General features: G+C 42.2%; 14 protein-coding genes and 9 tRNA genes. 18 read left to right on the top strand and 5 right to left on the bottom strand.

The annotated features are described in order from the left end of the window. Positions 1-9: 9 nt before the first annotated feature. The 13 genes from tolB to F9Y84_RS08825 all read left to right on the top strand — a co-directional run bounded on the left by tolB (position 10) and on the right by F9Y84_RS08825 (position 5,216). A complete protein-coding gene (gene tolB / locus F9Y84_RS08885) occupies positions 10-1,368 on the top strand; it encodes a Tol-Pal system beta propeller repeat protein TolB (protein WP_125254370.1) in 1,359 nt (452 codons plus the stop codon). A gap of 40 nt (positions 1,369-1,408) precedes the next feature. Next, complete coding sequence (pal, locus tag F9Y84_RS08880; protein WP_125254369.1) at positions 1,409-1,942, top strand: peptidoglycan-associated lipoprotein Pal; 534 nt, start codon at positions 1,409-1,411, stop codon at positions 1,940-1,942. Positions 1,943-1,954: 12 nt separating this feature from the next. Further along, positions 1,955-2,704, top strand: coding sequence for a tol-pal system protein YbgF (gene ybgF, locus F9Y84_RS08875; RefSeq protein WP_147390543.1), 750 nt, complete (start codon positions 1,955-1,957; stop codon positions 2,702-2,704). 149 nt (positions 2,705-2,853) lie between these two features. Next, a tRNA-Lys gene (locus F9Y84_RS08870) sits at positions 2,854-2,929 on the top strand. Positions 2,930-2,959: 30 nt separating this feature from the next. Beyond that, positions 2,960-3,035 (top strand) — tRNA-Lys (locus F9Y84_RS08865). Positions 3,036-3,065: 30 nt separating this feature from the next. Beyond that, positions 3,066-3,141 (top strand) — tRNA-Lys (locus F9Y84_RS08860). Between the two features lie 30 nt (positions 3,142-3,171). Next, a tRNA-Lys gene (locus tag F9Y84_RS08855) sits at positions 3,172-3,247 on the top strand. 30 nt (positions 3,248-3,277) lie between these two features. After that, positions 3,278-3,353 (top strand) — tRNA-Lys (locus F9Y84_RS08850). A gap of 30 nt (positions 3,354-3,383) precedes the next feature. Further along, positions 3,384-3,459 (top strand) — tRNA-Lys (locus F9Y84_RS08845). Between the two features lie 153 nt (positions 3,460-3,612). Beyond that, positions 3,613-3,688 (top strand) — tRNA-Lys (locus tag F9Y84_RS08840). A gap of 95 nt (positions 3,689-3,783) precedes the next feature. Further along, positions 3,784-3,859: transfer RNA gene (locus F9Y84_RS08835), tRNA-Lys, on the top strand. Positions 3,860-3,992: 133 nt separating this feature from the next. Further along, a complete protein-coding gene (gene nadA, locus F9Y84_RS08830; protein ID WP_125252829.1) occupies positions 3,993-5,036 on the top strand; it encodes a quinolinate synthase NadA in 1,044 nt (347 codons plus the stop codon). 89 nt (positions 5,037-5,125) lie between these two features. Continuing rightward, positions 5,126-5,216, top strand: a tRNA-Ser gene (locus F9Y84_RS08825). Between the two features lie 285 nt (positions 5,217-5,501). Here F9Y84_RS08825 and F9Y84_RS08820 read toward each other — a convergent pair. Then, complete coding sequence (locus tag F9Y84_RS08820; protein ID WP_125252830.1) at positions 5,502-5,672, bottom strand: DUF2986 domain-containing protein; 171 nt, start codon at positions 5,670-5,672, stop codon at positions 5,502-5,504. A 444-nt stretch (positions 5,673-6,116) separates the two neighbouring features. Continuing rightward, entirely contained in the window at positions 6,117-6,701 is a 585-nt protein-coding gene (locus tag F9Y84_RS08815) for a TetR/AcrR family transcriptional regulator (protein WP_147390381.1), read from the bottom strand. A gap of 156 nt (positions 6,702-6,857) precedes the next feature. Here F9Y84_RS08815 and F9Y84_RS08810 point away from each other — a divergent pair, with 156 nt between their 5' ends. The 5 genes from F9Y84_RS08810 to recD all read left to right on the top strand — a co-directional run bounded on the left by F9Y84_RS08810 (position 6,858) and on the right by recD (position 18,031). Next, entirely contained in the window at positions 6,858-7,898 is a 1,041-nt protein-coding gene (locus tag F9Y84_RS08810) for an alkene reductase (protein ID WP_147390382.1), read from the top strand. A 305-nt stretch (positions 7,899-8,203) separates the two neighbouring features. Beyond that, a complete protein-coding gene (locus tag F9Y84_RS08805) occupies positions 8,204-9,229 on the top strand; it encodes a GGDEF domain-containing protein (protein WP_147390391.1) in 1,026 nt (341 codons plus the stop codon). Between the two features lie 132 nt (positions 9,230-9,361). Further along, the gene (gene recC / locus F9Y84_RS08800) at positions 9,362-12,622 is read left to right on the top strand and encodes an exodeoxyribonuclease V subunit gamma (RefSeq protein WP_167508282.1); all 3,261 of its coding nucleotides are present in this window, start codon (positions 9,362-9,364) and stop codon (positions 12,620-12,622) included. Continuing rightward, positions 12,609-16,145, top strand: coding sequence for an exodeoxyribonuclease V subunit beta (recB, locus tag F9Y84_RS08795; RefSeq protein WP_147390384.1), 3,537 nt, complete (start codon positions 12,609-12,611; stop codon positions 16,143-16,145). The genes recC and recB overlap by 14 nt, the downstream gene beginning before the upstream one ends. After that, positions 16,142-18,031: an exodeoxyribonuclease V subunit alpha gene (gene recD, locus F9Y84_RS08790; RefSeq protein ID WP_147390385.1), complete on the top strand. Its 1,890-nt coding sequence runs from the start codon at positions 16,142-16,144 to the stop codon at positions 18,029-18,031. The genes recB and recD overlap by 4 nt, the downstream gene beginning before the upstream one ends. A gap of 18 nt (positions 18,032-18,049) precedes the next feature. Here recD and F9Y84_RS08785 read toward each other — a convergent pair whose 3' ends face one another. From F9Y84_RS08785 to F9Y84_RS08775, 3 genes are all read right to left on the bottom strand, one after another. After that, on the bottom strand, positions 18,050-18,574 hold the full coding sequence (locus F9Y84_RS08785; protein WP_125252836.1) for a hypothetical protein: 525 nt from the start codon (positions 18,572-18,574) through the stop codon (positions 18,050-18,052). A gap of 219 nt (positions 18,575-18,793) precedes the next feature. Then, the gene (locus F9Y84_RS08780; protein ID WP_125252837.1) at positions 18,794-20,980 is read right to left on the bottom strand and encodes a cation:dicarboxylate symporter family transporter; all 2,187 of its coding nucleotides are present in this window, start codon (positions 20,978-20,980) and stop codon (positions 18,794-18,796) included. Positions 20,981-21,074: 94 nt separating this feature from the next. Continuing rightward, complete coding sequence (locus F9Y84_RS08775) at positions 21,075-21,563, bottom strand: aldolase/citrate lyase/malate synthase family protein (RefSeq protein ID WP_147390386.1); 489 nt, start codon at positions 21,561-21,563, stop codon at positions 21,075-21,077. Positions 21,564-21,593 lie beyond the last annotated feature (30 nt).

Here is a 21,593-nt window from a genome sequence, read left to right as displayed (position 1 = left end):
AGGACGAACATGTTAAAAAAGTTCTCAACCTTATTACTGGTTTTAACCCTTGGTATTTCACACTACGTGCAGGCCGCGTTGGAGATAGTGATTACCGAAGGGGTGGACAGTGCTAGACCTATCGCAATTGTACCGTTTAAATACAATGGTACAGGGGAGATGCCCTCAAGTTTAACTGAGGTAATTTCAGCAGATCTTATGCGCAGTGGTAAGTTTAAACCGATTGCGGAAAGCAATATGCCACAATTACCAACGACAGATACTGAAGTGGATTATGCCGCTTGGGTTGATGCTGGCGTTGAAGCTGTGGTTGTTGGTACAGTGACGCAACAATCTGCAGGACGTTATTTGGTAAAATATGAGCTTATTGATGTGATAAGAGCACAGTTGACAGGTGGTGAAACGCGTATCATGTCAAATGGCCGCTTGATGCAGAGCGACGATCATGTACTTGAAGGACGTCAAAGCATTATTAACGCCAGTGGGTTTAGAAACTATGCTCATCAGATAAGCGATGTTGTTTATGAAGCACTGACCGGCGAAAAAGGTGCGTTTAGAACCAAGATTGCTTATATCATTGTTCGAGATGAACAAGACAAACCTTATCAGTTAGTTGTTGCCGATTATGATGGCTACAATGAGCAAGTATTACTACGCTCAAAAGAGCCACTGATGTCACCAGCTTGGTCACCAGATGCGAATAAACTTGCTTATGTCACTTTTGAAAACCGTCAATCACAAATTTATATTCAGGACATCTATACCGGAAAGCGTGAACTTATTACAAGCTATCCTGGCATTAATGGTGCTCCACAATTTTCGCCTGATGGCACCAAACTGCTAGCTGTGTTTTCTAAAGATGCAGGCGGTGCAACAGAAGTTTACTTGATAGACTTAAAAACCAAGCAAGAAACGCGCTTAACACGCCACCGTAGTATAGATACTGAACCGTCTTGGCATCCAAATGGACAAGAAATTGTGTATACATCTGAAAGGGGTGGTAATGCTCAGATTTATAAGTTAAATTTAAAATCTGGTCGGTCTAAGCGAGTTACATTCGACGGTGATATGAACTTAGCGGGCTCCATTACTCCAGACGGAAAGCGTTTGATAATGGTAAACCGTACACTTGGCCGTTACCATATTGCTAAAAAAGAATTAGATTCCGGGCTGTTTCAAGTGTTGACTCGTACGAGATTAGATGAATCTCCGAGTATCGCGCCAAATGGTTCAATGATAATATACAGCACCTTGCACAATAATAAGCAGGTATTGGCATTGGTGTCTATGGATGGCCGTTTCAAGGCAAGACTACCGGTCTTGGACGGTCAGGTTAAGGCACCAGCCTGGTCGCCGTTTTTACAGTAATTTTGCTGGTTAGATTTATAAAGATATAGGAACATACTCGATGCAACTTAACAAAACTTTAAAAGCTTTAATGGTCGCGTTGCCTGTGATGACACTTGCAGCATGTAGCTCTTCTTCAAGTGTTGACGAAGGTGCGGCTAATGAGAGTAACAGAGCGGCAACCACAGAGAGCAACACTGTAGACGTAAACACAATGTCTCGCGAAAAGTCGGCTGAAGAGAAGCTACGCGAAAAATATGAAGCGTTACGCCAAGAGCAAATTGTTTACTTTGATTTTGATAAATCTACAATTCAAAGCAAATATGCAGAGCTACTTCAAGCACATGCTGACTTCTTGGTTAAAAACCCAAGTGTAAAAGTTCTTGTAGAAGGTCATGCGGATGAGCGTGGTACACCTGAGTACAATATTGCTCTTGGTGAAAGCCGCGGTAAGTCAGTTGCTAAGTACCTGCAAAGCTTAGGTGTTTCAGATAGCCAGATTTCAGTCGTGAGCTACGGTGAAGAAAAGCCTATGGTTAAGTCTCGTACAGAAGAAGCATTTGCTAAAAACCGTCGTGCGGTATTAGTGTACTAAGAAAGAGTTATTATGAAGCCGAATACTATTTTGGCAGCATTCTTTCTCATGAGCGGGAGCGCCCAAGTTTGGGCTGCTCCCGCTCCTGTTTCAGAAGCTGCAAATTCAGATCAAACAATTGAAGAACGGATCTCTCAATTAGAAAGTATGATGAGAACCCGAAACCTGCTACAAGCAGAGCTCCAGCAGCAACTCAACCTGTTGCAAGAGGAAGTAAGTCAAGTTCGTGGTGTAACTGAAGAACAAAGCTATAAACTGGAAAAAGTCTTGCAACGTCAACGTGAGCTCTATCAGGAAATTGAAAACCGGGTTAGTCAGGCCTATGATCAGTCTCAGACAAGCACCGCGACAACAGATATTACCCCTGAACAAGCGTTTAGTAGTAATTTGTCTGAGAATGAAGCTTATGATCGTGCAGTAAACATGATCATGAAGGATAAGCGCTATGATGCCGCGATACCAGAGTTCCAACGTTTTTTACAGACATACCCAAATTCAGTTTATGTTCCTAATGCGCATTATTGGCTAGGGCAGCTATTCTTAATTAAAACGAAAAGTAGCGATGCAAAATCTCACTTTGAGACAGTTGTAACGAACTTTCCTGAGTCAAACAAGCGCCCAGAGGCTATGTTAAAGCTAGGAACGATACTTAATGAGCAAGGTAAAACAACTGAAGCCAAAACGCTCTTAAATAAATTGATTAAAGAGTATCCAAGTACGACTCCTGCAAAATTGGCAACAGAGCGTTTAGCTAAGATGTAATTATCACTTTTTGAGCTGAGTGCCTTAAAATTAGGCGCTTAGTCATAAAAAGTGAAAAAAACTAGCTATTTCAGTTGCACTCAAAATTTAAATAAGTATTATAAGCGCCCGCAGCAGGCGATTGGTAACAAAAAACTGCTGTGTAAAGTGGGTCATTAGCTCAGTTGGTAGAGCAGTGGACTTTTAATCCATTGGTCGATGGTTCGAGTCCATCATGACCCACCACTTTATAAGCTTTAGAATTCATATTTGAGCGGGTCATTAGCTCAGTTGGTAGAGCAGTGGACTTTTAATCCATTGGTCGATGGTTCGAGTCCATCATGACCCACCACTTTATAAGCTTTAGAATTCATATTTGAGCGGGTCATTAGCTCAGTTGGTAGAGCAGTGGACTTTTAATCCATTGGTCGATGGTTCGAGTCCATCATGACCCACCACGTTATAAGCTTTAGAATTCATATTTGAGCGGGTCATTAGCTCAGTTGGTAGAGCAGTGGACTTTTAATCCATTGGTCGATGGTTCGAGTCCATCATGACCCACCATTTTATAAGCTTTAGAATTCGTATTTGAGCGGGTCATTAGCTCAGTTGGTAGAGCAGTGGACTTTTAATCCATTGGTCGATGGTTCGAGTCCATCATGACCCACCACATTATGAGCTTTAGAATTCATATTTGAGCGGGTCATTAGCTCAGTTGGTAGAGCAGTGGACTTTTAATCCATTGGTCGATGGTTCGAGTCCATCATGACCCACCACGTTATAAGCTTTAGAATTCACATTTGAGCAGGTCATTAGCTCAGTTGGGTGAAAAAGACCGAAGCTTCGCTTCGCAGCTTTTGAACACGAGTCAGGACGACGAGTTGGAACACTCATTCAGGATGAATTAATGGCACTTTTTATGCTTGAGCGGGTCATTAGCTCAGTTGGTAGAGCAGTGGACTTTTAATCCATTGGTCGATGGTTCGAGTCCATCATGACCCACCACTTTATAAGCTTGAAAACTTATCTTTTAGTGTAAATCAGGAAGATGAGCTAAACTTTTTCTTAAAAAGCATCATTCGCATTTTAAATGCTTGAGCGGGTCATTAGCTCAGTTGGTAGAGCAGTGGACTTTTAATCCATTGGTCGATGGTTCGAGTCCATCATGACCCACCATTCTCACAAGCTTCATATATTATTCAAATTACTTCCTTAAACTCGTCACTTTGAGTTAAACAATCGCTAGGATTCATACGCTATTTTTCGTATAATTCCATCTAATTATGCAATGTGGACTAGTGGTTGAGAAATGAGTCTAGCTGAACGTATTATGCCGGAAGATTATATCTTCCCACCAAAACCTGCCCCTCTTACCGTCGAAGAAAAAGCAGAGTATAAAGCGCGTATCAAAGCGCTGTTAGTTGAAAAAAATGCGGTACTCGTTGCCCATTATTATACAGATCCTGAGATCCAAGCACTTGCTGAAGAAACTGGTGGCTGTGTGGCCGACTCTTTAGAAATGGCACGCTTTGGTGCTAAGCAAGAAGACAAGGATATGATCATTGTTGCCGGTGTTCGTTTTATGGGCGAGACAGCAAAGATCTTAACGCCGCACAAAACAGTTGTTATGCCAACACTTGATGCAACTTGCTCGTTAGATGTCGGTTGTCCAATTGACGAATTTTCAGCATTTTGCGATCAGCACCCAGATAGAAAAGTCGTTGTTTACGCAAACACTTCAACTGCAGTAAAAGCAAGAGCTGATTGGATCGTAACGTCCTCTTGTGCACTTGAAATTGTTGAGCACCTTGACGAACAAGGCGAGAAAATCATTTGGGGACCAGATAAGCACTTAGGCTCTTATATCCAAAAGAAAACCGGTGCGGACATGATTATGTGGAATGGCGCTTGTATTGTTCATGACGAGTTCAAAACTAAAGCGCTAAGAGACATGAAACAGCTTCATCCGGATGCTGCTGTGCTTGTTCATCCTGAGTCACCTGCGGAAATTGTAGATTTAGCAGATGCAGTAGGCTCGACAAGCCAGTTAATTAAAGCGGCACAAGAAATGCCGAATCAAAAATTTATCGTAGCGACAGATCGCGGCATCTTCTACAAGATGCAGCAGCTTTGCCCAGAAAAAGAGTTCTTCGAAGCGCCCACCGCTGGTGAAGGTGCAACGTGCCGTAGCTGTGCACACTGTCCTTGGATGGCAATGAACGGCTTACAAGCAATTGAAGAAGCACTTATCAGTCCAAAAGGAAAAGAAGTCTTTGTTGATATGGAACTGCGTGAAGGTGCGCTACGTTCGTTAAATCGTATGCTAGATTTTTCAGCTTCAATACCAAAGTAGTTGGATTTATAGCCAGATAAATTCAAAAAGTAAAAAACTACTTGATAAAGTGCGAGGCTTTTCATAGTATTAGCCCCGCAATTCAGTGCGGAGAGATGGCTGAGTGGCTGAAGGCGCACGACTGGAACTCGTGTATACGTTTGTAGCGTATCGAGGGTTCGAATCCCTCTCTCTCCGCCATTCTTCCTGATTAGAACTAATCACTTATATCACTTACACTCTTTTTTAGTCGCAAAAGTCTAAAACTGAGTTTTAATCACCAACGATGATACTTTCTCAAATTCAATGCGTGCTCCTGCATGTCGACTTGACAAGATTTTCTCGCCTCTAAATAGACCACTTAATTAAGAAAATTGGTATTACAGGCACCGAACAAAGGTATTTTGGAAAAGTTGTGTGTTTAATACTCCGGCTCTCGGAGCGTTAGCATAATCTGTTAGACCAACTGATATAAAACTGGAGCAATTAATGCTCGCCCTCGTCACTATTTGATGCTTCATTGGCATCTTGTTGGGCTGCAATTTTCTCACGTTCAGCTTTTGAGATGTAGCGTGGCTTATTGCTTTTATGAAGTTTAGCATTTGCACGCTTGTCTTTTTTCTTTAGTGTTTCGTAAATTTTCTTTTTGCGATTCATGTTCGAAGCTCATGGTAAATGAAAGACTATTTTACCTCAGAGTAAGTCGGTTCAACAATGGTAAATGTAATGCCACTCTTATCAGTGCTGTGGATAATTAATACTATTAAAAGGAGAGGTGACAAAATTTCCCGCTTAATATTAGCAAACAGCGACTAGCACCAATTAATTTTAATAATTGCTCAATTTGAAGGCGTAAATCTGACGCTAACAGCGTTAAAAACTTCTTATTTACAACAAGTAAATAAGAAGTTTTTTCTGCCTACATGGGTATAGTGAGCTCAGCGTCAACAGGGGGGAGCGGAGTTAGCAGCAAGGTCTTCTCGCCTTCAAAATAGACAGCGTAACAAAGATAACTAGTATAAAAATCGTATTATACAAAGCCTTTAGTCAAATTGCTGATAATGGATATTGGCACGGTGGTACATCAGCTTGGTCTACTTATCAAGGGCTAAGGGAAGCGGCTAAGGTTTGATCAGCGAGAGCTTGCAATTCAGCGCTGTTACATTGGGTTGCAGAGTATGTTCGAATACCGTAAACACACATAATAAAAAATCGTGCTTTGTTCGTTGCAGCTTCCTCACTCATGACTTCGCTATCAGGCCATGGAGTCAAAAACTGCTGTTTTATCAACGATTCAAACTGTTGCAAGTGGGTGCTTAGTGCACTTTGGATCTCTTTATCCTGTTCACCAATTTCATTGAGCGTTTTAGTCAATAAGCACACTTTTTTTGACTCGTCGGCAACACACTCATTGGTTAGATCTTGCAAAAAACGCTCAAGTGCACAGCGAAGGCTTGTACTGTTTTCAAATAGTTGCTGATAATGCGCTCGTCTATCTGCCTGATATTGTTCTATTGCAGCAAGTAACAACCCCTTTTTGTTTTTAAATGCACAGTAAATAGAGCCAGGGTGTAGCCCAGTGACTTCAGTCAGTTTGGGCATACTGGTTTTGTTGTAACCGTATGTCATAAATGCTTGCATTGCATTTCTTAATACGGATTCTCTATTAAACTCTGCTGTTCTCATTGCATACCTATGGCTATCAACTACAAATTCCGCCGCCATTATAACAAATGTCATTGGGTTTGATGGTAGCAATAAAAATAAAAGAAAGGAAATTACTTGAATAATGATTCAAGAATACATATCTTGAATGTATATTCAAAAAAAGGAGATCCCCAAATGACCCAAGTACTTTTTGAGACGCTAACTCTCAACGACAGCATCACATTGAACAATCGCATTTTAATGGCACCTCTAACGCGTTGTATGGCTGATGATGAACTCGTGCCAACAGCCGATATGGTGAAATATTACGCCAAGCGTGCAGGAGCTGGTTTGATCATTAGCGAAGCGACGATTATTCGCCCTGATGGCCAAGGTTACCCGAATACTCCAGGGCTGTTCACTCAAGCGCAAATTGCGGGCTGGAAAAAAGTAACAGAAGCTGTGCATGCTGAAGGGGGTAAAATGTTTGCGCAGTTATGGCATGTGGGGCGCGTTGCGCATCCGCATTTTTTTGATGGAGAAGTACTAGCCCCTTCTGCAATTGGTATTGAAGGCTCTGTTCCTAGAATGCGTGAGCTGACTTATCAAACTCCAAAAGCGGCAACAAAAGCAGACATTAAGCAGTTAGTTGATGATTATGCAAAGGCGGCAGAGAATGCCATTGAAGCGGGTTTTGATGGCGTTGAAATCCATGGTGCTAATGGGTATTTGATTGATCAGTTTCTACACTATGCAGCAAACCAGCGCTCAGATGAGTACGGTGAAACACCAGCAAATATGAGCCGTTTTGCACTGGAAGTAACAGATGCTGTGATTGAGCGCATTGGTTCGCACAGAGTTGCTTTACGAGTGTCACCTGGTGCCTACTTTAATATGGAGGGCGATAAAAGAGACAGAGCCGTTTTCGATTACTTAATCACCGAATTGAACGCTCGTAATCTTGCTTATTTACATCTTGGTATTTTTGATGACGCTATGGAGTTTGACTATTTAGACGGACGTGCATCTGCTTATTTACGCAAAGTATACGATGGAACTCTTGTAGGAGTCGGCAGTTATACAGCGGAAACTGGTGCTAAAGCAATTGAAAACGACCAATTTGACTTGTTAGCAATTGGCCGACCTTTTATTGCAAATGGAGACTATGTTGAAAAGGTAAGAGCAGGAGAAGTACTCGTGGAATATAACGAGTCTATGTTGGCGTCACTAGAATAAAGAGGCGACGATTTTCGTCAATAAAAAGGAATCAACTCTAAAAATGTCGAACCCTTACGTTTGGCATTTTTTTATTTGTGGCATAAGCTTAACGCATATCCGACATGCTATCACCTATGGTATTAAATATAGGAGCTCTGTTTTTTTGAGTGAGGTAGGCTGTTAACTCAATATTTTGCTAATCATTATTCAACTGCTTAGAGCTTTATTATTAACATTGGTACGAATAAAGGCGTATTTTTCGGTTTATTTGTTCACCAGTTATGTAATAATACGCAAGCAGAGTAGTTGTGAGTGCGCCAAACATGCAAGAAGATTTACTTAATTCAGTTATCAAAATCACAAAAACGCGAGATGTTGATTCTCTCGAATATAGCTTGGTATCAACCATTCAAGAGTTTATAGGGTGTGAAGAGGTCGCTGTTTTTAAAGACCTACTTGTACCTGGTGAGATAACAATAGAAAGAAGCTTATTGCTGAGAAAGCTCTCTGATAAAGAGTTTGATTGGGAAGAAAGAAGCTTGATAAAAGAGCCTGATAAAGAGCTTATTTCTTGTTTGCAGTCAGCATGTATTATCACAGTGCAGGCAAAGGACGGTACCGAGCGTCGCTGGGTGCCTATTAGTCTGCTCGATAAGCCCGTCGGTGCCATTGCCGTAGTGAGTAACGGTCTGTCGAGTTCTGATCAGGTTCTATTGAATGCGTTTTGCCGTATTTTCGAAAACTACCTCACTATTCTTCATGAAAACGAGAGAGACAAGCTGACAGGTCTACTCAATCGTCAAACCTTTGAAAAGCGCATAAAGCAGCTCATTGAAAAGCAAGTTATAAAGCAGCATAAAACCGTATGGCATGGTGACGTGCGCTCAATTCATAAAGGGGCGACATCTTGGCTTGCGATAATGGACATTGACCACTTTAAAAAAGTGAATGATAACTACGGTCATGTATGCGGAGATGAAGTCTTGCTTTTGCTTGCTCAGCGTATGCGCCAGTTTTTTCGCTCTACTGATTTACTTTTTCGTTTCGGTGGTGAAGAGTTTGTGCTGGTATTTGAACCGACCGATTATGACTCGATAAAAGCGAAAATGGACGAGTTTATGGATCTTGTCAGAAGTACACATTTTCCGTTCGTGAAAAAGCTAACAGTAAGCGTTGGCATGTCTCGAATAAGCCCTTATGACTTTCCCATTACGGTCTTAGAAAATGCGGATAAAGCATTATATTACGCTAAAGAAAATGGGCGTGACATGCTATGTTTTTATGAAGCACTTCTTTCAGAGCATAAAATAGAAATACCAGAAGGTAACACGGATATTGATCTGTTCTAGTGACTCTTAATAGTATAAAGCATTGAGTATGTCGTTTTTATATGCACCTAACAGCCTAAAAGGTGCTATTACTACCGCTCACAGGGAGATTCAGATACACTTAACCTAGCGTTAAACTGCATGGCAGACAACATGTTACACATCATTCAATCAAACCGAATGGAAATCTTGCAGGCGCAACTCTGCACGTTGATAAAATCCGCTCCGCTTACCAATCCTTTTGCCAAAGAAACTGTATTGGTACAGTCTCCGGGTATGTCCGAGTGGTTAAAACTTGGTATGAGTCAGCACTTGGGGATCAGCGCACAAGTAGATTTTCCTTTACCCTCCAGTTTTATTTGGAAGTTATATCAACGTTTTATCGACGATGTGCCAAGTGAGTCCGCGTTTAATAAAGGTAACATGGCTTGGAAGCTTTTTACGATATTACCTACTTGCATTGACAACCCAAATTACGTTGCGTTAAAACGCTATTTGGGGGAAGACCCTTCAGGAATCAAACTATTTGCGTTATGCGAAAAAATTGCTGACGTATTTGACCAATATTTGATGTACAGACCTGAGTGGATAGAGCTTTGGGAACAAGGTCACGATAGTCTCCTAGACGTTGATGTGGCTGCTATTGCACCTTGGCAGCCACATCTTTGGCGGCGCTTGGTAAATCACGTGACTAAGCTTGAGCAAAGCCCATATCATCGCGCTAACATGCATGAGCAATTGTTACAGGCATTGGATCACATTGAAGCAGAGCAACTCCCAGAGCGGATCTGTATTTTTGGACTGTCGGCCATTGCGACAAGCCAGCTAGAGATCTTCCAAGCGCTTGGTAAGAAAACCAATGTATTTTTGTTTTTTTTCAATCCCAGTGAACATTATTGGGGGGATTTGGTTGATGAAAAAACACAGGCCAAAGTTGCAGCAAAATATGCCAAAATGCCTGAGCTTGAAGCGAAAGATGGTGAGTATTATTACATTGGTAATCCGCTATTATCGTCGTGGGGGAAACTGGGGCGAGATTACTTTGAACAGCTACTACAGTTAGACGCGAGTTGGATTGATGGCTTTGATTGTGAATTTAACGATCATCTGTTGGGTCTGGTACAGCGAGAAATTTACCAATTGGCATTTAAGGGTGAATCATTAACTGCCGATCCAAACTGGTTTGTCTCTGAAGAAGGCAAATTACCAATTCCAGCGCATGACCGCACTTTAGTATTTCAAGATTGCCATACTCCACTGCGTGAAGTGGAACGGTTACATGATTATTTACTGAATCTTTTTGAGCAACACCCAACACTTACCCCCAAAGATGTAATCGTAATGATGCCTGATGTTGGTGCCTACTCACCCTTCATTAAAGCTGTTTTTGATAGTACGGATGAAGCAATTCGCATTCCATACGCGATCTCGGATTTAGCGATTGAACAAGAGCGACCTATACTTACATCCTTTGTTACTTTAACCGACCTAACTCATAATCGCTTTTGTGTGTCTGACATTTTAGATTTGTTGGGGGTGGCACCGATTGCGGAGCAGTTTGACCTAGAAGCACATGAATTTGACTTGATCCGCTATTGGCTTGAGCAGGTGAACGTAAAGTGGGGCTTGAACGAGCAGCATAAGTATGAGTATGGGCTGCCTAAAATATCGTTAAACACATGGCAACATGGTCTAAACAGATTGCTTTTAGGTGTTGCGACTAACGACGAGCTTACCTCGTTTGCGTCAATTTACCCAGCTGATGAAGTTGAAGGCATGTCGGTGGCTGTGCTAAACAAGCTGATCGGTTTTATTGATGCTTTGATATGGTTGAAGCAAGCCCTGAGTAAGGAGCAAACGTTAGCGCATTTTGCCACCATTTTGCGTCAAGCAATGGCACTATTTTATTTTGCTGAGTCAGAGCAGAGTTGGGATTTGCTCAAGCTTGAACAGATCATCGAAAATATTGAAAAGCATTTTGAGAATGGTGATATTCAAGAGCCTGTGTCGGCAAAGATATTGGCTTACTTGGTCAAACAAGGTGTAAAAGAGAAGGGAGTAGGACAACGCTTTTTAGCTGGCGCTATTAATTTTTGTACACTGATGCCGATGCGGGCAATTCCATTTAAAGTGGTTTGCATGCTTGGATTAAATGATGCGGACTATCCCCGCACGGTGCAGCCCATAGGCTTTGATTTAGTTGCTCATTCAACACGAAGAAAAGGTGACCGCTCGCGAAAGTTAGATGACAGATATCTATTTTTGGAGGCGCTACTAAGTGCTAGAGAAAATCTCTATATCAGTTATATCGGTCGGTCATGCTTCAATAATGAAGTGCAAGTGCCCTCAGTATTGGTCAGTGAATTGGCTGAGTATCTGGCGCGTAGCTTTTATTTTGAGGATACGTCTGAGCAGCCTGTCGTATCTAGATTAACGCAACAGCTGCCATTGCAACCATTCAATCCCGAACATTTTAAAGCCGGTTCGCTGCAAAGTTATAATAAAACCTGGTTATGGCAACATACAGCGATTGAAAATAAGACTGAGGACGCGCCGCTTGAGGTGCCGCTGGATACCGAAATTGAGTTTAGTGATTTGCTACGCGGAGTCTGCGAACCACAAAAGTTATTTTATCAGCAATCTCTTGGTGTAAAACTAAAGCCCATAGAGGCACTTGCTCCAGACGAGGAACCATTTGCATTAAATGCCTTGGAGCGCTATCAATATCTGGATGAAGTTCTTGAAGCACAACTGCGACAAAAACCTCTCAATATTGAGCAAATTTTGCAGCGGGGGTCATTACCACAAGCGAACATAGGTAAACTTCAGTTAGATGGGCTTTTGATGCGTATTGAGCCTATGACGAGAGTACTGACTCCTTTACTCTGTGAAGCTAAAGAGCCCATTGAGCTCAAGTTGCACCTCGATAGTCATATTGTAGTGGGATGGCTCGATAGTTTATATGAAAATCGCCAAGTGTATTACCGCAGCGCCAGTATTAAGGCTAAAGATTTGATTAAGGGCTTTCTAAACCACTGTGCTGCTTGTGCGATAGGGCAGGAAGTGACGACTTATATTGTGGGTCTAGATCAGAGCATTAAATTTGCTGTGCAGGGACAGCAGCAATCACTTGAATATCTACAACAGTGGCTAGCGTTTTATAAACAAGCGCTTAGCGAACCAGTTCCTTTTTTTGCAAATACCAGCATGGAGTTTGCCAAAACACAAGACCTCAAAAAAGCAGCGAGTAAATTTAAGCCGCAATATATTGGTCGTGGCGAGGGGGAGGATCCCTATGTACAGCTTTGCTTTAATGATCTCTCTACTCATGAGTTGCGCTTTTGTGAACTAAGCCTCGCTCTACTTGAGCCGATATTAAAGACTGCAACGGAGGTGGCTCATGGAAATACTTAATCCCGTCACTATGCAGCTGAGTGGGTTAAACCTTATTGAAGCCAGTGCCGGCACAGGAAAGACTTATACTATCACGGGCCTTTATCTGCGCTACTTACTTGGTTTGCGCACACCGGGTGAGCAAACCACTCCATTAAGTGTTGAACAAATTCTTGTGGTTACTTTCACTGAAGCCGCGACGCAAGAGATCAAAGACAGAGTGCGCAAACGTATCATCCAGGCCAGAGATGTATTGCTTGGTGAAATAGTTAACGATGATTTGATAGCCGCAATTTTAGCTCAAGTTACAGATAAAAAGCGGGCTTTTGATCTACTCGATGCGGCGGCTAAATCGATGGATGAAGCAGCGATTTTCACCATTCACGGCTTTTGTCAAAGAATGTTAAAGCAACATGCTTTTGAGTCTAAAGTGGCATTTAACCTAGAGTTTATTCTTGATGAAAGTGAACTTATTGAAGCTGCAATGGCAGATCATTGGCGGCGTTTTGTTTACCCTCTAGACGAAGAAAAGACCCAAGCGGTGGTCGAACAATTTGCTACGCCTTATGCACTTGCCAAGCAAGTCAAGCCACTACTTAGCAAAGAAAACGCTGATATTAAACCTGCGATGTCGTTAGATGCGGTGTTTGCCGCGCGCGAAAAGTACCAAACGCTAGCGCTTTGGTTAAAGGCTGAGATAGTCAAAGCGGATTATCTTAACGTACTTAAAAATGCAGGTTTGGCAGGTAATCGTGCGCCTGGTCGAAAGGCAAATTTACAAGCCCTTGAAGACTATGTAAATAGTGAACAGTGGTGGTTTGAGTTTGGTTCTAGCAATCACTCCTTTGGTTTGTGGGGCAGCGAAAGCTTAGCTGATCCTAAACAGTATAAAAAGAATACTACACCTTTGCAGCATGAACTCATTCGCCATTTTGATACCTTAGCTGAATTACATCATTTAGTGAGTAGTGGTCTCAATATTGCCTTGGTGCGCCAAGCAGTAACTGAGGTTAGTGCATTGCTACGTGTACACAAAGAAGAATATGGACTAATTTCTCCTGACGATTTATTGAAACAGTTACATCAAGCATTGCTAGGTGATAGCGGTGAAGCTCTGGGTGAGAAGATAGCGCTGCAATATCCTGTTGCTATGATCGATGAGTTCCAAGACACCGATCCTGTGCAGTACGGTATTTTTAGTGAAATTTACAAGCGTGAGCATACCGCTCTGACAATGATTGGCGATCCAAAGCAAGCAATTTATGGTTTTCGAGGGGCAGATATTTTCACCTACATTGGCGCTAAAAAAGGGATTGCAAGTCACAACCAATTTACGCTAGCCACCAATTATCGCTCTGACAGTGATGTTGTGGCTGCGGTAAACACTATTTTCACGCGTCACCCAAACAGCTTTATCTATAACCAAGACATCCCCTTTATTGAAGTCAGTGCTAAAGGCAAAGCGCAGGATGCACGCTTTACCATTAACGGTGAAAAACACACCGCCTTGTGTTTTAGTGCACTGCCCAATGGCGATGAAGCTCTCAATAAAAGCGCAGCACAAGCGGGGTTGAGCCAAGCGTTTGCTGCGAAAGTTGCAGCCTTGATAGAAAAAGGACAAGCAGGGCTTGCTAAAATTGGTGAAGAGCCAGTGGTACCTGCCGATATTTGTATTTTGGTACGTGACCGTATTGAAGCCAGTTTAATGAAACGTGCTTTAAACCAGCGTGGTGTTGCCAGTGTTTATCTTGCCAGAGATAGTGTGTTTAGCCAGCCGTTAGCTACTGCCTTGTATCAGTTATTAGAAGTGCTGCATGGTAGCTATGATGAGGCTGCCCTTAGAGGTGTGCTTGCTGGGCCTTTGTTTAACCTTGAGCATCGTGCATTATTTGAATTGCAATTTAACGAACAAGAGTGGCAGCATTATTTGCAGCTATTTAGTGAGTTAACTCAGTTGTGGTATCGCTCTGGTGCGATGGCGATGTTAGAGCACCTGCTTTGCGTATGTGAGCTTCCTGTTGTTTGGCGGCAAAAGGGGATTGAAGTTGAGCGTTGGCTCACAGACTTTCGCCACTTGGCAGAGCTGTTACAGCATAAGCAGCTGGAGTTGGATGGCAGCGGTCGAGTGTTACGCTGGTTCTTATCACAATTGAATAATGCGCAAAGTGATAGCAGTCAAATTCGACTAGAGAGCGATGCTAACTTAGTCAAGATAGTGACGATGCACGCTTCAAAAGGGCTGGAATATCCTCTTGTTTTTATGCCGTTTGCGCTGGGCTATCGAGAATCAGATACCTGTGTGTACCATCAAGAAGGAAAGCTCGTTGTTGACCTTGATGCGGGTGAGGAAGCGAAAGAAAGTGCTGAACAAGAGCGCTTAGCTGAGGATATTCGTTTACTCTACGTTGCGCTCACCCGAGCAGTGCATTACTGTGAATTGGGTCTATACGACATACAGCAAGGCAGAAGTAAAAAATCGGCGCTTCATAAAACTGCGCTGGGCTTTGTGTTATTTGGCGCGCAGACGTTTGATACGGAAAATGAATGGCAAAGAGAATTATCACAGCTTTGTGATACACACACAGCAATGGCCTTCACTTTGGTAGAGCAAGCGCAATACCCCAATCAAATTATTACCACCTCGGCAAATGAAGCGCCATCGCGACTGACTGCCAAAGTATTTACCGGTAGCATAGAAAGGCACTGGCGTACTACCAGCTTTAGTCAGCTTAGTTATCATACCCACCATGGTGATAAACCCGCTGGCGCAGTAGATGAAAACCATTTACTCGATTTACCCGAGCAGCGCCAAGAAAGGGAAAAGAATGCCTATACTTTTCCAAAAGGGGCAAAACCTGGAAGCTGCTTGCACGAAATTTTTGAGCTGATTGATTTTACAGCACCGCATGTGCCACAAGGGGACGACAAACTCACGCTCACAGAGGCGGTAGCCAAATCGTTGGACAAATATGGTATTGCCGATGACTGGCAAACTCCTACAGAGCAGTGGATAGCTAGTAGCTTAGCTACGCCACTACTTCCTCATACTGAACTACAACTTGCTCAGCTTAAACCAGAACATTGTATCGTTGAAATGGAATTCTATTTGCCTTTAAAGCCTCTCAGTGCCATGAAACTTAACAAGATCTTGAGTGATATTACCGGGCAAAAGTCATTTTTAAACTTTGATGATGTAAAAGGCATGCTAAAAGGCTTTATTGATTTGATATTTCAATGGCAAGGGCAATTCTTTATTCTCGATTATAAATCGAACTATTTAGGTGATAGTTCAGACGATTATCAACATGATAACTTAAGTGCGGCGATGTCCTCTCATCAATACCATCTACAATATATGATTTATACCGTTGCGCTGCACCGATTATTAAAGCAACGCCTACCTGACTACCAAGTGCAGCAGCATCTAGGTGGGAACTATTATCTGTTTTTGCGCGCGCTTCCAGATAACCAAGGTATTTTCTTTAATCAATTGAGTGTAGAGCAAGTGTTACAATTGGATGCGTTGTTTGAGGAGTCGGTATGAGTCAATTAAGTATGGACTTTGATGCCTTTGACCATGATAGTTTTATCTCTCTATTAGTAGAGCATAAACGTATAGGAAAAGCCGATTTAGCGCTGGCTAAGTTATTGAATGAACAGCGCCTAGATGATTATTTATATGTCTTTTTGTTGTTGTTAATTGCGCACTCACGCCAGCATAGTTGTTTAGCGCTCGAAGAGATTAATTTGCAAGACCCGTTTGAGCTGAACTATCTTGTTGAAGATGCCAGCCAAGCATTGTCACCTTTTATAAATACGACCATGACAGTACAGGCGCTCTTGCAACACCCGGCTATTGGTGAGGATAAACCGCTCAGGCTTTACGGCAGTAAGCTTTATTTGGCTCGTTTAGCTAATTACGAAGCGAAACTCGCCGGTTATTTTGAGACACTAGCAAGAGCTCAGGTTACATTAGATGAAGAAAAACTCAGCAGCTTGTTAGACTTCTACTTTCCACCGCAACAGGGAACAGACGAGCTTGACTGGCAAAAAGTGGCTTGTACGCTGGCAGTTGTAAAGCGCTTTTGTGTGATCACGGGTGGTCCCGGAACTGGCAAAACGACCACAGTCACTAAGCTATTAGCGATTTTGCAGGCACTGTATGCACGTGCACCCCTCACGATTAAACTCGTCGCACCAACGGGTAAAGCTGCGGCTAGGCTAAGCGAGTCTATTATTGGTGCAAAAGCCAGACTTACTTTACCTTCTGATTTAGCCGAGCTACTTCCAGAGCAAGCGCAAACGGTTCACCGTCTGCTCGGTGTGATCCCGAATAGTTTGCACTACCGTCACAATCAAGATAATCCATTACACTTGGATGTACTGATTGTTGATGAAGCCTCTATGGTTGACTTGTCTTTAATGGCAAAGCTGGTGGATGCGTTACCAAAACATGCTCGGTTGATTCTGCTTGGCGATAAAGACCAGTTGGCATCGGTGGATACAGGCAATGTACTTAGCGATTTATGTGAGAATTTAACGCTGGGGCAAGTGCCTAACTATAGCCATGAACTAAGCACTAAATTGACCAGCTTAAGTAGGCAAGCGTTACCAAAAGGCGGTCATGAACCTGCCCAATTTATGCTTGAGGACAATCTCGCATTTTTACAAAAAAGCCACCGTTTCGATAGTAATAGTGGTATTGGCCAACTGGCATATGCGGTAAATAGCAACAATAAACGAAAATTAGACGCAGTGATTAAGCAAGGCTTTGCTGATCTGCAACTACATGAACTCAATAGCGATGCTTATAATGCGCTTATTACTCGTGCAGCAGCACATTATAAATGTTATCTTGAGGCAATTAATAGCTCACAAAGCGAAGCGTATATACACAGTGAATTTGCCAGTTATCAACTGCTCGCCGCCGTACGCGAAGGGCCATATGGCGTTAACGAACTAAATCGCCGAATTGAACTTAAGCTCGCTCAAATGGGACTTATCCAGCCTACAGGTCGTTTTTATGTTGGTATGCCGATTATGATCACGCAAAATGATTATCAGCTGAAACTTTTTAATGGAGATATCGGTATTATTCTGCGAGATGAGCAAGGAGACTTACAGGCCTCCTTTATAGATGAACAAGGTAACGTGAGGCGCTTTTACCCTGCGAGATTACCGAGCTTTGACCGAGTTTATGTAATGACAATACACAAGTCTCAAGGATCTGAGTTCGCTCATACCGCGATGATCTTGCCTCCAATCCAACGCGCTCAGCAGGGCATTAATCGGCAGCTCATTTACACCGGTATTACTCGAGCTAAAAAACACTTTGAATTAGTTGCACAATATAAGGTTTTACTCAGTGGTATGAACCGCACAGTGAGTCGCAGTAGTGGCCTTCGGGAGCGACTCTCGTTTACGGAATGAGCCATTACATCAGCCTAGTTAGCGATTTTCATACGCATCATACTTTTTGGCAAATCGTTCAAATGCCGCTCTTAGCTCTGGGTTTTCATTGATCTGCGTTAGGATGTCGGCTTTTTGTGCCTTTCTTTTGGTGTTAGTGACTGAACGAACATCTGAAGCATCAGGCATGGAGAGATACTTTAAAGAATAAGCGGGGTTTTTTAAGTCTTGGATATTAAGCTGTATGTGCTGCTTGGTGAGGCTGTGAAAACTTTCCTTTGTGAATCGAGTTTCGCATTTGAATGATTTTATTTTGCTGCCATGTCGCGGCTTTTTATCACATTTAGTCTTGAATGAATCATCCGAAGCAAACTTGTTGTACAAATCATAAAAGTCTTTTTTGGCACTTTCCATTTCGAGCTTCAAGACATATTGAGGCTTTTCGCCAATGACTTCTATACGTTCAATCACTTGCTGATTGTTGTCATCTACAGATGCGACACTAAACAACGGAAAAGTCGCAACCAGAGCACCTATCAACTGACGTAAGTATACTGATGTCATTATTATTATCCTTATTATAGATACAATTTTAGTTAACGGTATCACAAGCAACTACATTGAACAATAAATAGCCGCACTTGAATCTATCTATTTTGTTATTAGTTTTTTGTTATTAACTTGTTTTATTTTTGGGGTGTTCTAAGGTTAGAGAGAGCTTAAGAGCTAGCTCGCCCAGTGAGTAGATTTGCCATCAGTTAACGCGTTAACTGATGGCGTTTTTTAAAACTTAATTTTCTCTATAAGAGTATTGGGGTCAATTTCCAGCTCATCCATTAAAGACCATCGGGTCTGTTTCTGAATACTGCCTTTACCTAAAATCCAATAATCGTAGGTCTTATCGATATGGCCATTGGTGTGCTGAATAGTAAGCCAAGAATTAACATAACTGAGTAAGTCTTGATTGCGTTTTGCCACTGCAAAGCCTACGGGATATTTCAAGTCAGCACCCTTTGGTACTACAACCCCAAACTGGGGGTAAAACATACTCCAAGCAAAGCCAGCTTCAGCGCTAATCACCAAAGCGTCATATTGATCTGGATGTTCGAAATAGCTTTGTAGGTTGTTAATACTGGATACTTGCACTTTTGGGTTTTGCAGGGCTAATTGTTTGAGTATTGGCGCATACTCCATATGTGCAAGCTTCAGCTTTTCCAAAGTAAGTAATGCGGACTTGTCTGTGAATCTTTTTAAATCATGATCTTTTGCTAACAAAGCCAGTTGTAATTCCAGTACTTTGTCACTAAAACGTACATTCTGTAAGTCAGTTATATTTATTTCAAGACCTGACATTGCAACATCAAAATAGCCTTTATTAAGGTAGGTTGCTAATTGCGGTTTTTTAAATGGAATAAACTCAACTCGTACTCCCAAATCAGATGCCAATCTATGAGCCAAACTGACATCAAAACCGACCAGTTGATCTTTTTGATTGAAGTAACTAAACGGAACATTATCAACGAGGTATCCAACACGCAGTAGATTACGCTTTTTGATCACATCAATATTGGTAAGTGATAATTCACCGCTTTGGTATGCCTTGGGTACATAGCTAAGTACATGCGCTGGCACAGTATCTGAAATCACCATATTTGCAATCGCTTCATCTGCCGACTTAGTTTGTTTGCCGAGGTAATTATTTGCTGTAAAACTCAACAACATAAATGCCGGGAGTAAAGCAGATAGTAAGGTCAAATAGTAAACTGATCGTACTCGTTTCAAGTGGAGCTGTTTACGGTTGATAAAAATACACAAAAATACAAAAGCAAAGATATATACCACAGTGGTAGGAGAAACCACTTTGGCAGTCAGTACAGACATAGAGAGATACAGCTGATAAGTGTCTGCGGGAACGCGTAAAATATCCAGTAAATAGGGAATAGCAATATGCACATTCGCAAAGTAACTCAGCATCGCCGACAAAGACACATTAGGGATTTGTTCGAAGCCGATTTGGTTGCCGGTAAGCCATGCTGCAAAAGAGACGAAAATTAAGGTAGTTAGCTTACCTAAACTTGGGAAGGTATAAGCGATAGGTACGAGCACCTCAGCAATGTGATCAGAGTTTTCATCGCTTTGCTTGATTTTGCGTAAATGGTCTTTTATCCCTTCGGTGATCACTGGTAATACAATAAAAACGTTGCCGGTACTGAATGCGGTGATCCACGCATTGCGCATAACCATGATGAGGTCGCGATACTTTACAGGGGTGAGTGCGGCAACAAGCATAGGGAGCAGCACTAACATCAAATACACGCCGACACATAAAACCACAACCCAGTACACCTGTAATTCAGACAGTTCTTCAGCGCTCATCGTGCCTGCCGTGCTTGCTGTCATAGCAAAAATACCGATAGGGAAGATGGCTATGATCTTCTTCGAAATGACCGACAGACCTTGACCGACGACTTCTAATACATCGAGTAACCGGTTCTTCTTTTGGTTAGAAATAAGCGCCATGCCCAGAGCGATACAAAATATGACTAAGGCCGGTACATTACCTTCTGCCATAGAAGCAAAAGGGTTTGAGGGAATATAATGTTTTACAAAGTCTATTTCGGGCGCTGCTGCAACCAGCGCAGGGGAGAAAAAGGTGCCAGCATCATGCGCTGGTAATGTCATAATAAAGCACCAGATCACAGCAAGACCTATCACCCAAATAGAGAGCATGACTAGCGCCGCTTTTGCAAGAATGCTTTTAACTTGTTCTGGATTAAATTTCCCCAACCCCACGATGAGGCTGACGACGATATAAGGAAGAATAGTGATTTGCATCAGGTTCACAAAACCTGTACCGATAGGCTTTAAAAATGATAACCGTTCACCGAAAATTAAACCAGCAAAAATACCAAGTATGAGCGCCCAAAGCATCCAGTTAATGTTTTTTAGAAAATTAAGCAATTTCGTCATGTGCTCAGTCGGAAAAAGAGCGGTATTTTAATTAGCTTAGCTTAAAACTTACTGAATGTTTGAGCGATTTGATTACAAATCATTGAGTGTTTACTCAAAGTTCATAATCATCCCCATTTTTGGCACGATAGCAGGCTCTTCCCGCGGGTTGTTGCACACCATGATAAAAGCTCATCCACAGCTTTTGAAGCTGGGTTTTAGTCTTTTTCCCAACCACAGATGCCAATGGTGTTTCAACGATGATATCTTCGATATGTGCATTATCAAATTGGCCAAGTGCTCCGCAGCGATTGAAGGTAACTTCAATATGTAAGCCATCGTCTTGCTTTAACAAAATAACTTCCGGCGTTTCACGGTGACCGCAAAGCGCGACGAATTGGCTACACTTTTTTAAGCCACAATGGGTGCCGTTGGCAAAAAACGCAAGCAGGTGGTTGTAGTAAATCACATAGTCTGTCACCTCCATGTGTGAACCAAATTCTAAAGGACACTGTTCATCAAGATACTGTTTTGCCAGCATTGACTGTTGCGCTTTCGTATCGTCAATTAGTTGCTCTGTATGCGGTTGTAATTGCGCTGCCATGATCCACCTCTCTTGTTCATGTTGTCATAA

Origin of the sequence: Pseudoalteromonas peptidolytica, assembly GCF_012641745.1 — a bacterium.
Lineage (GTDB): Bacteria > Pseudomonadota > Gammaproteobacteria > Enterobacterales > Alteromonadaceae > Pseudoalteromonas > Pseudoalteromonas peptidolytica.
Note: the sequence above shows the minus strand (reverse complement) of the source record. Positions and strands in the feature narration are given on the sequence as shown.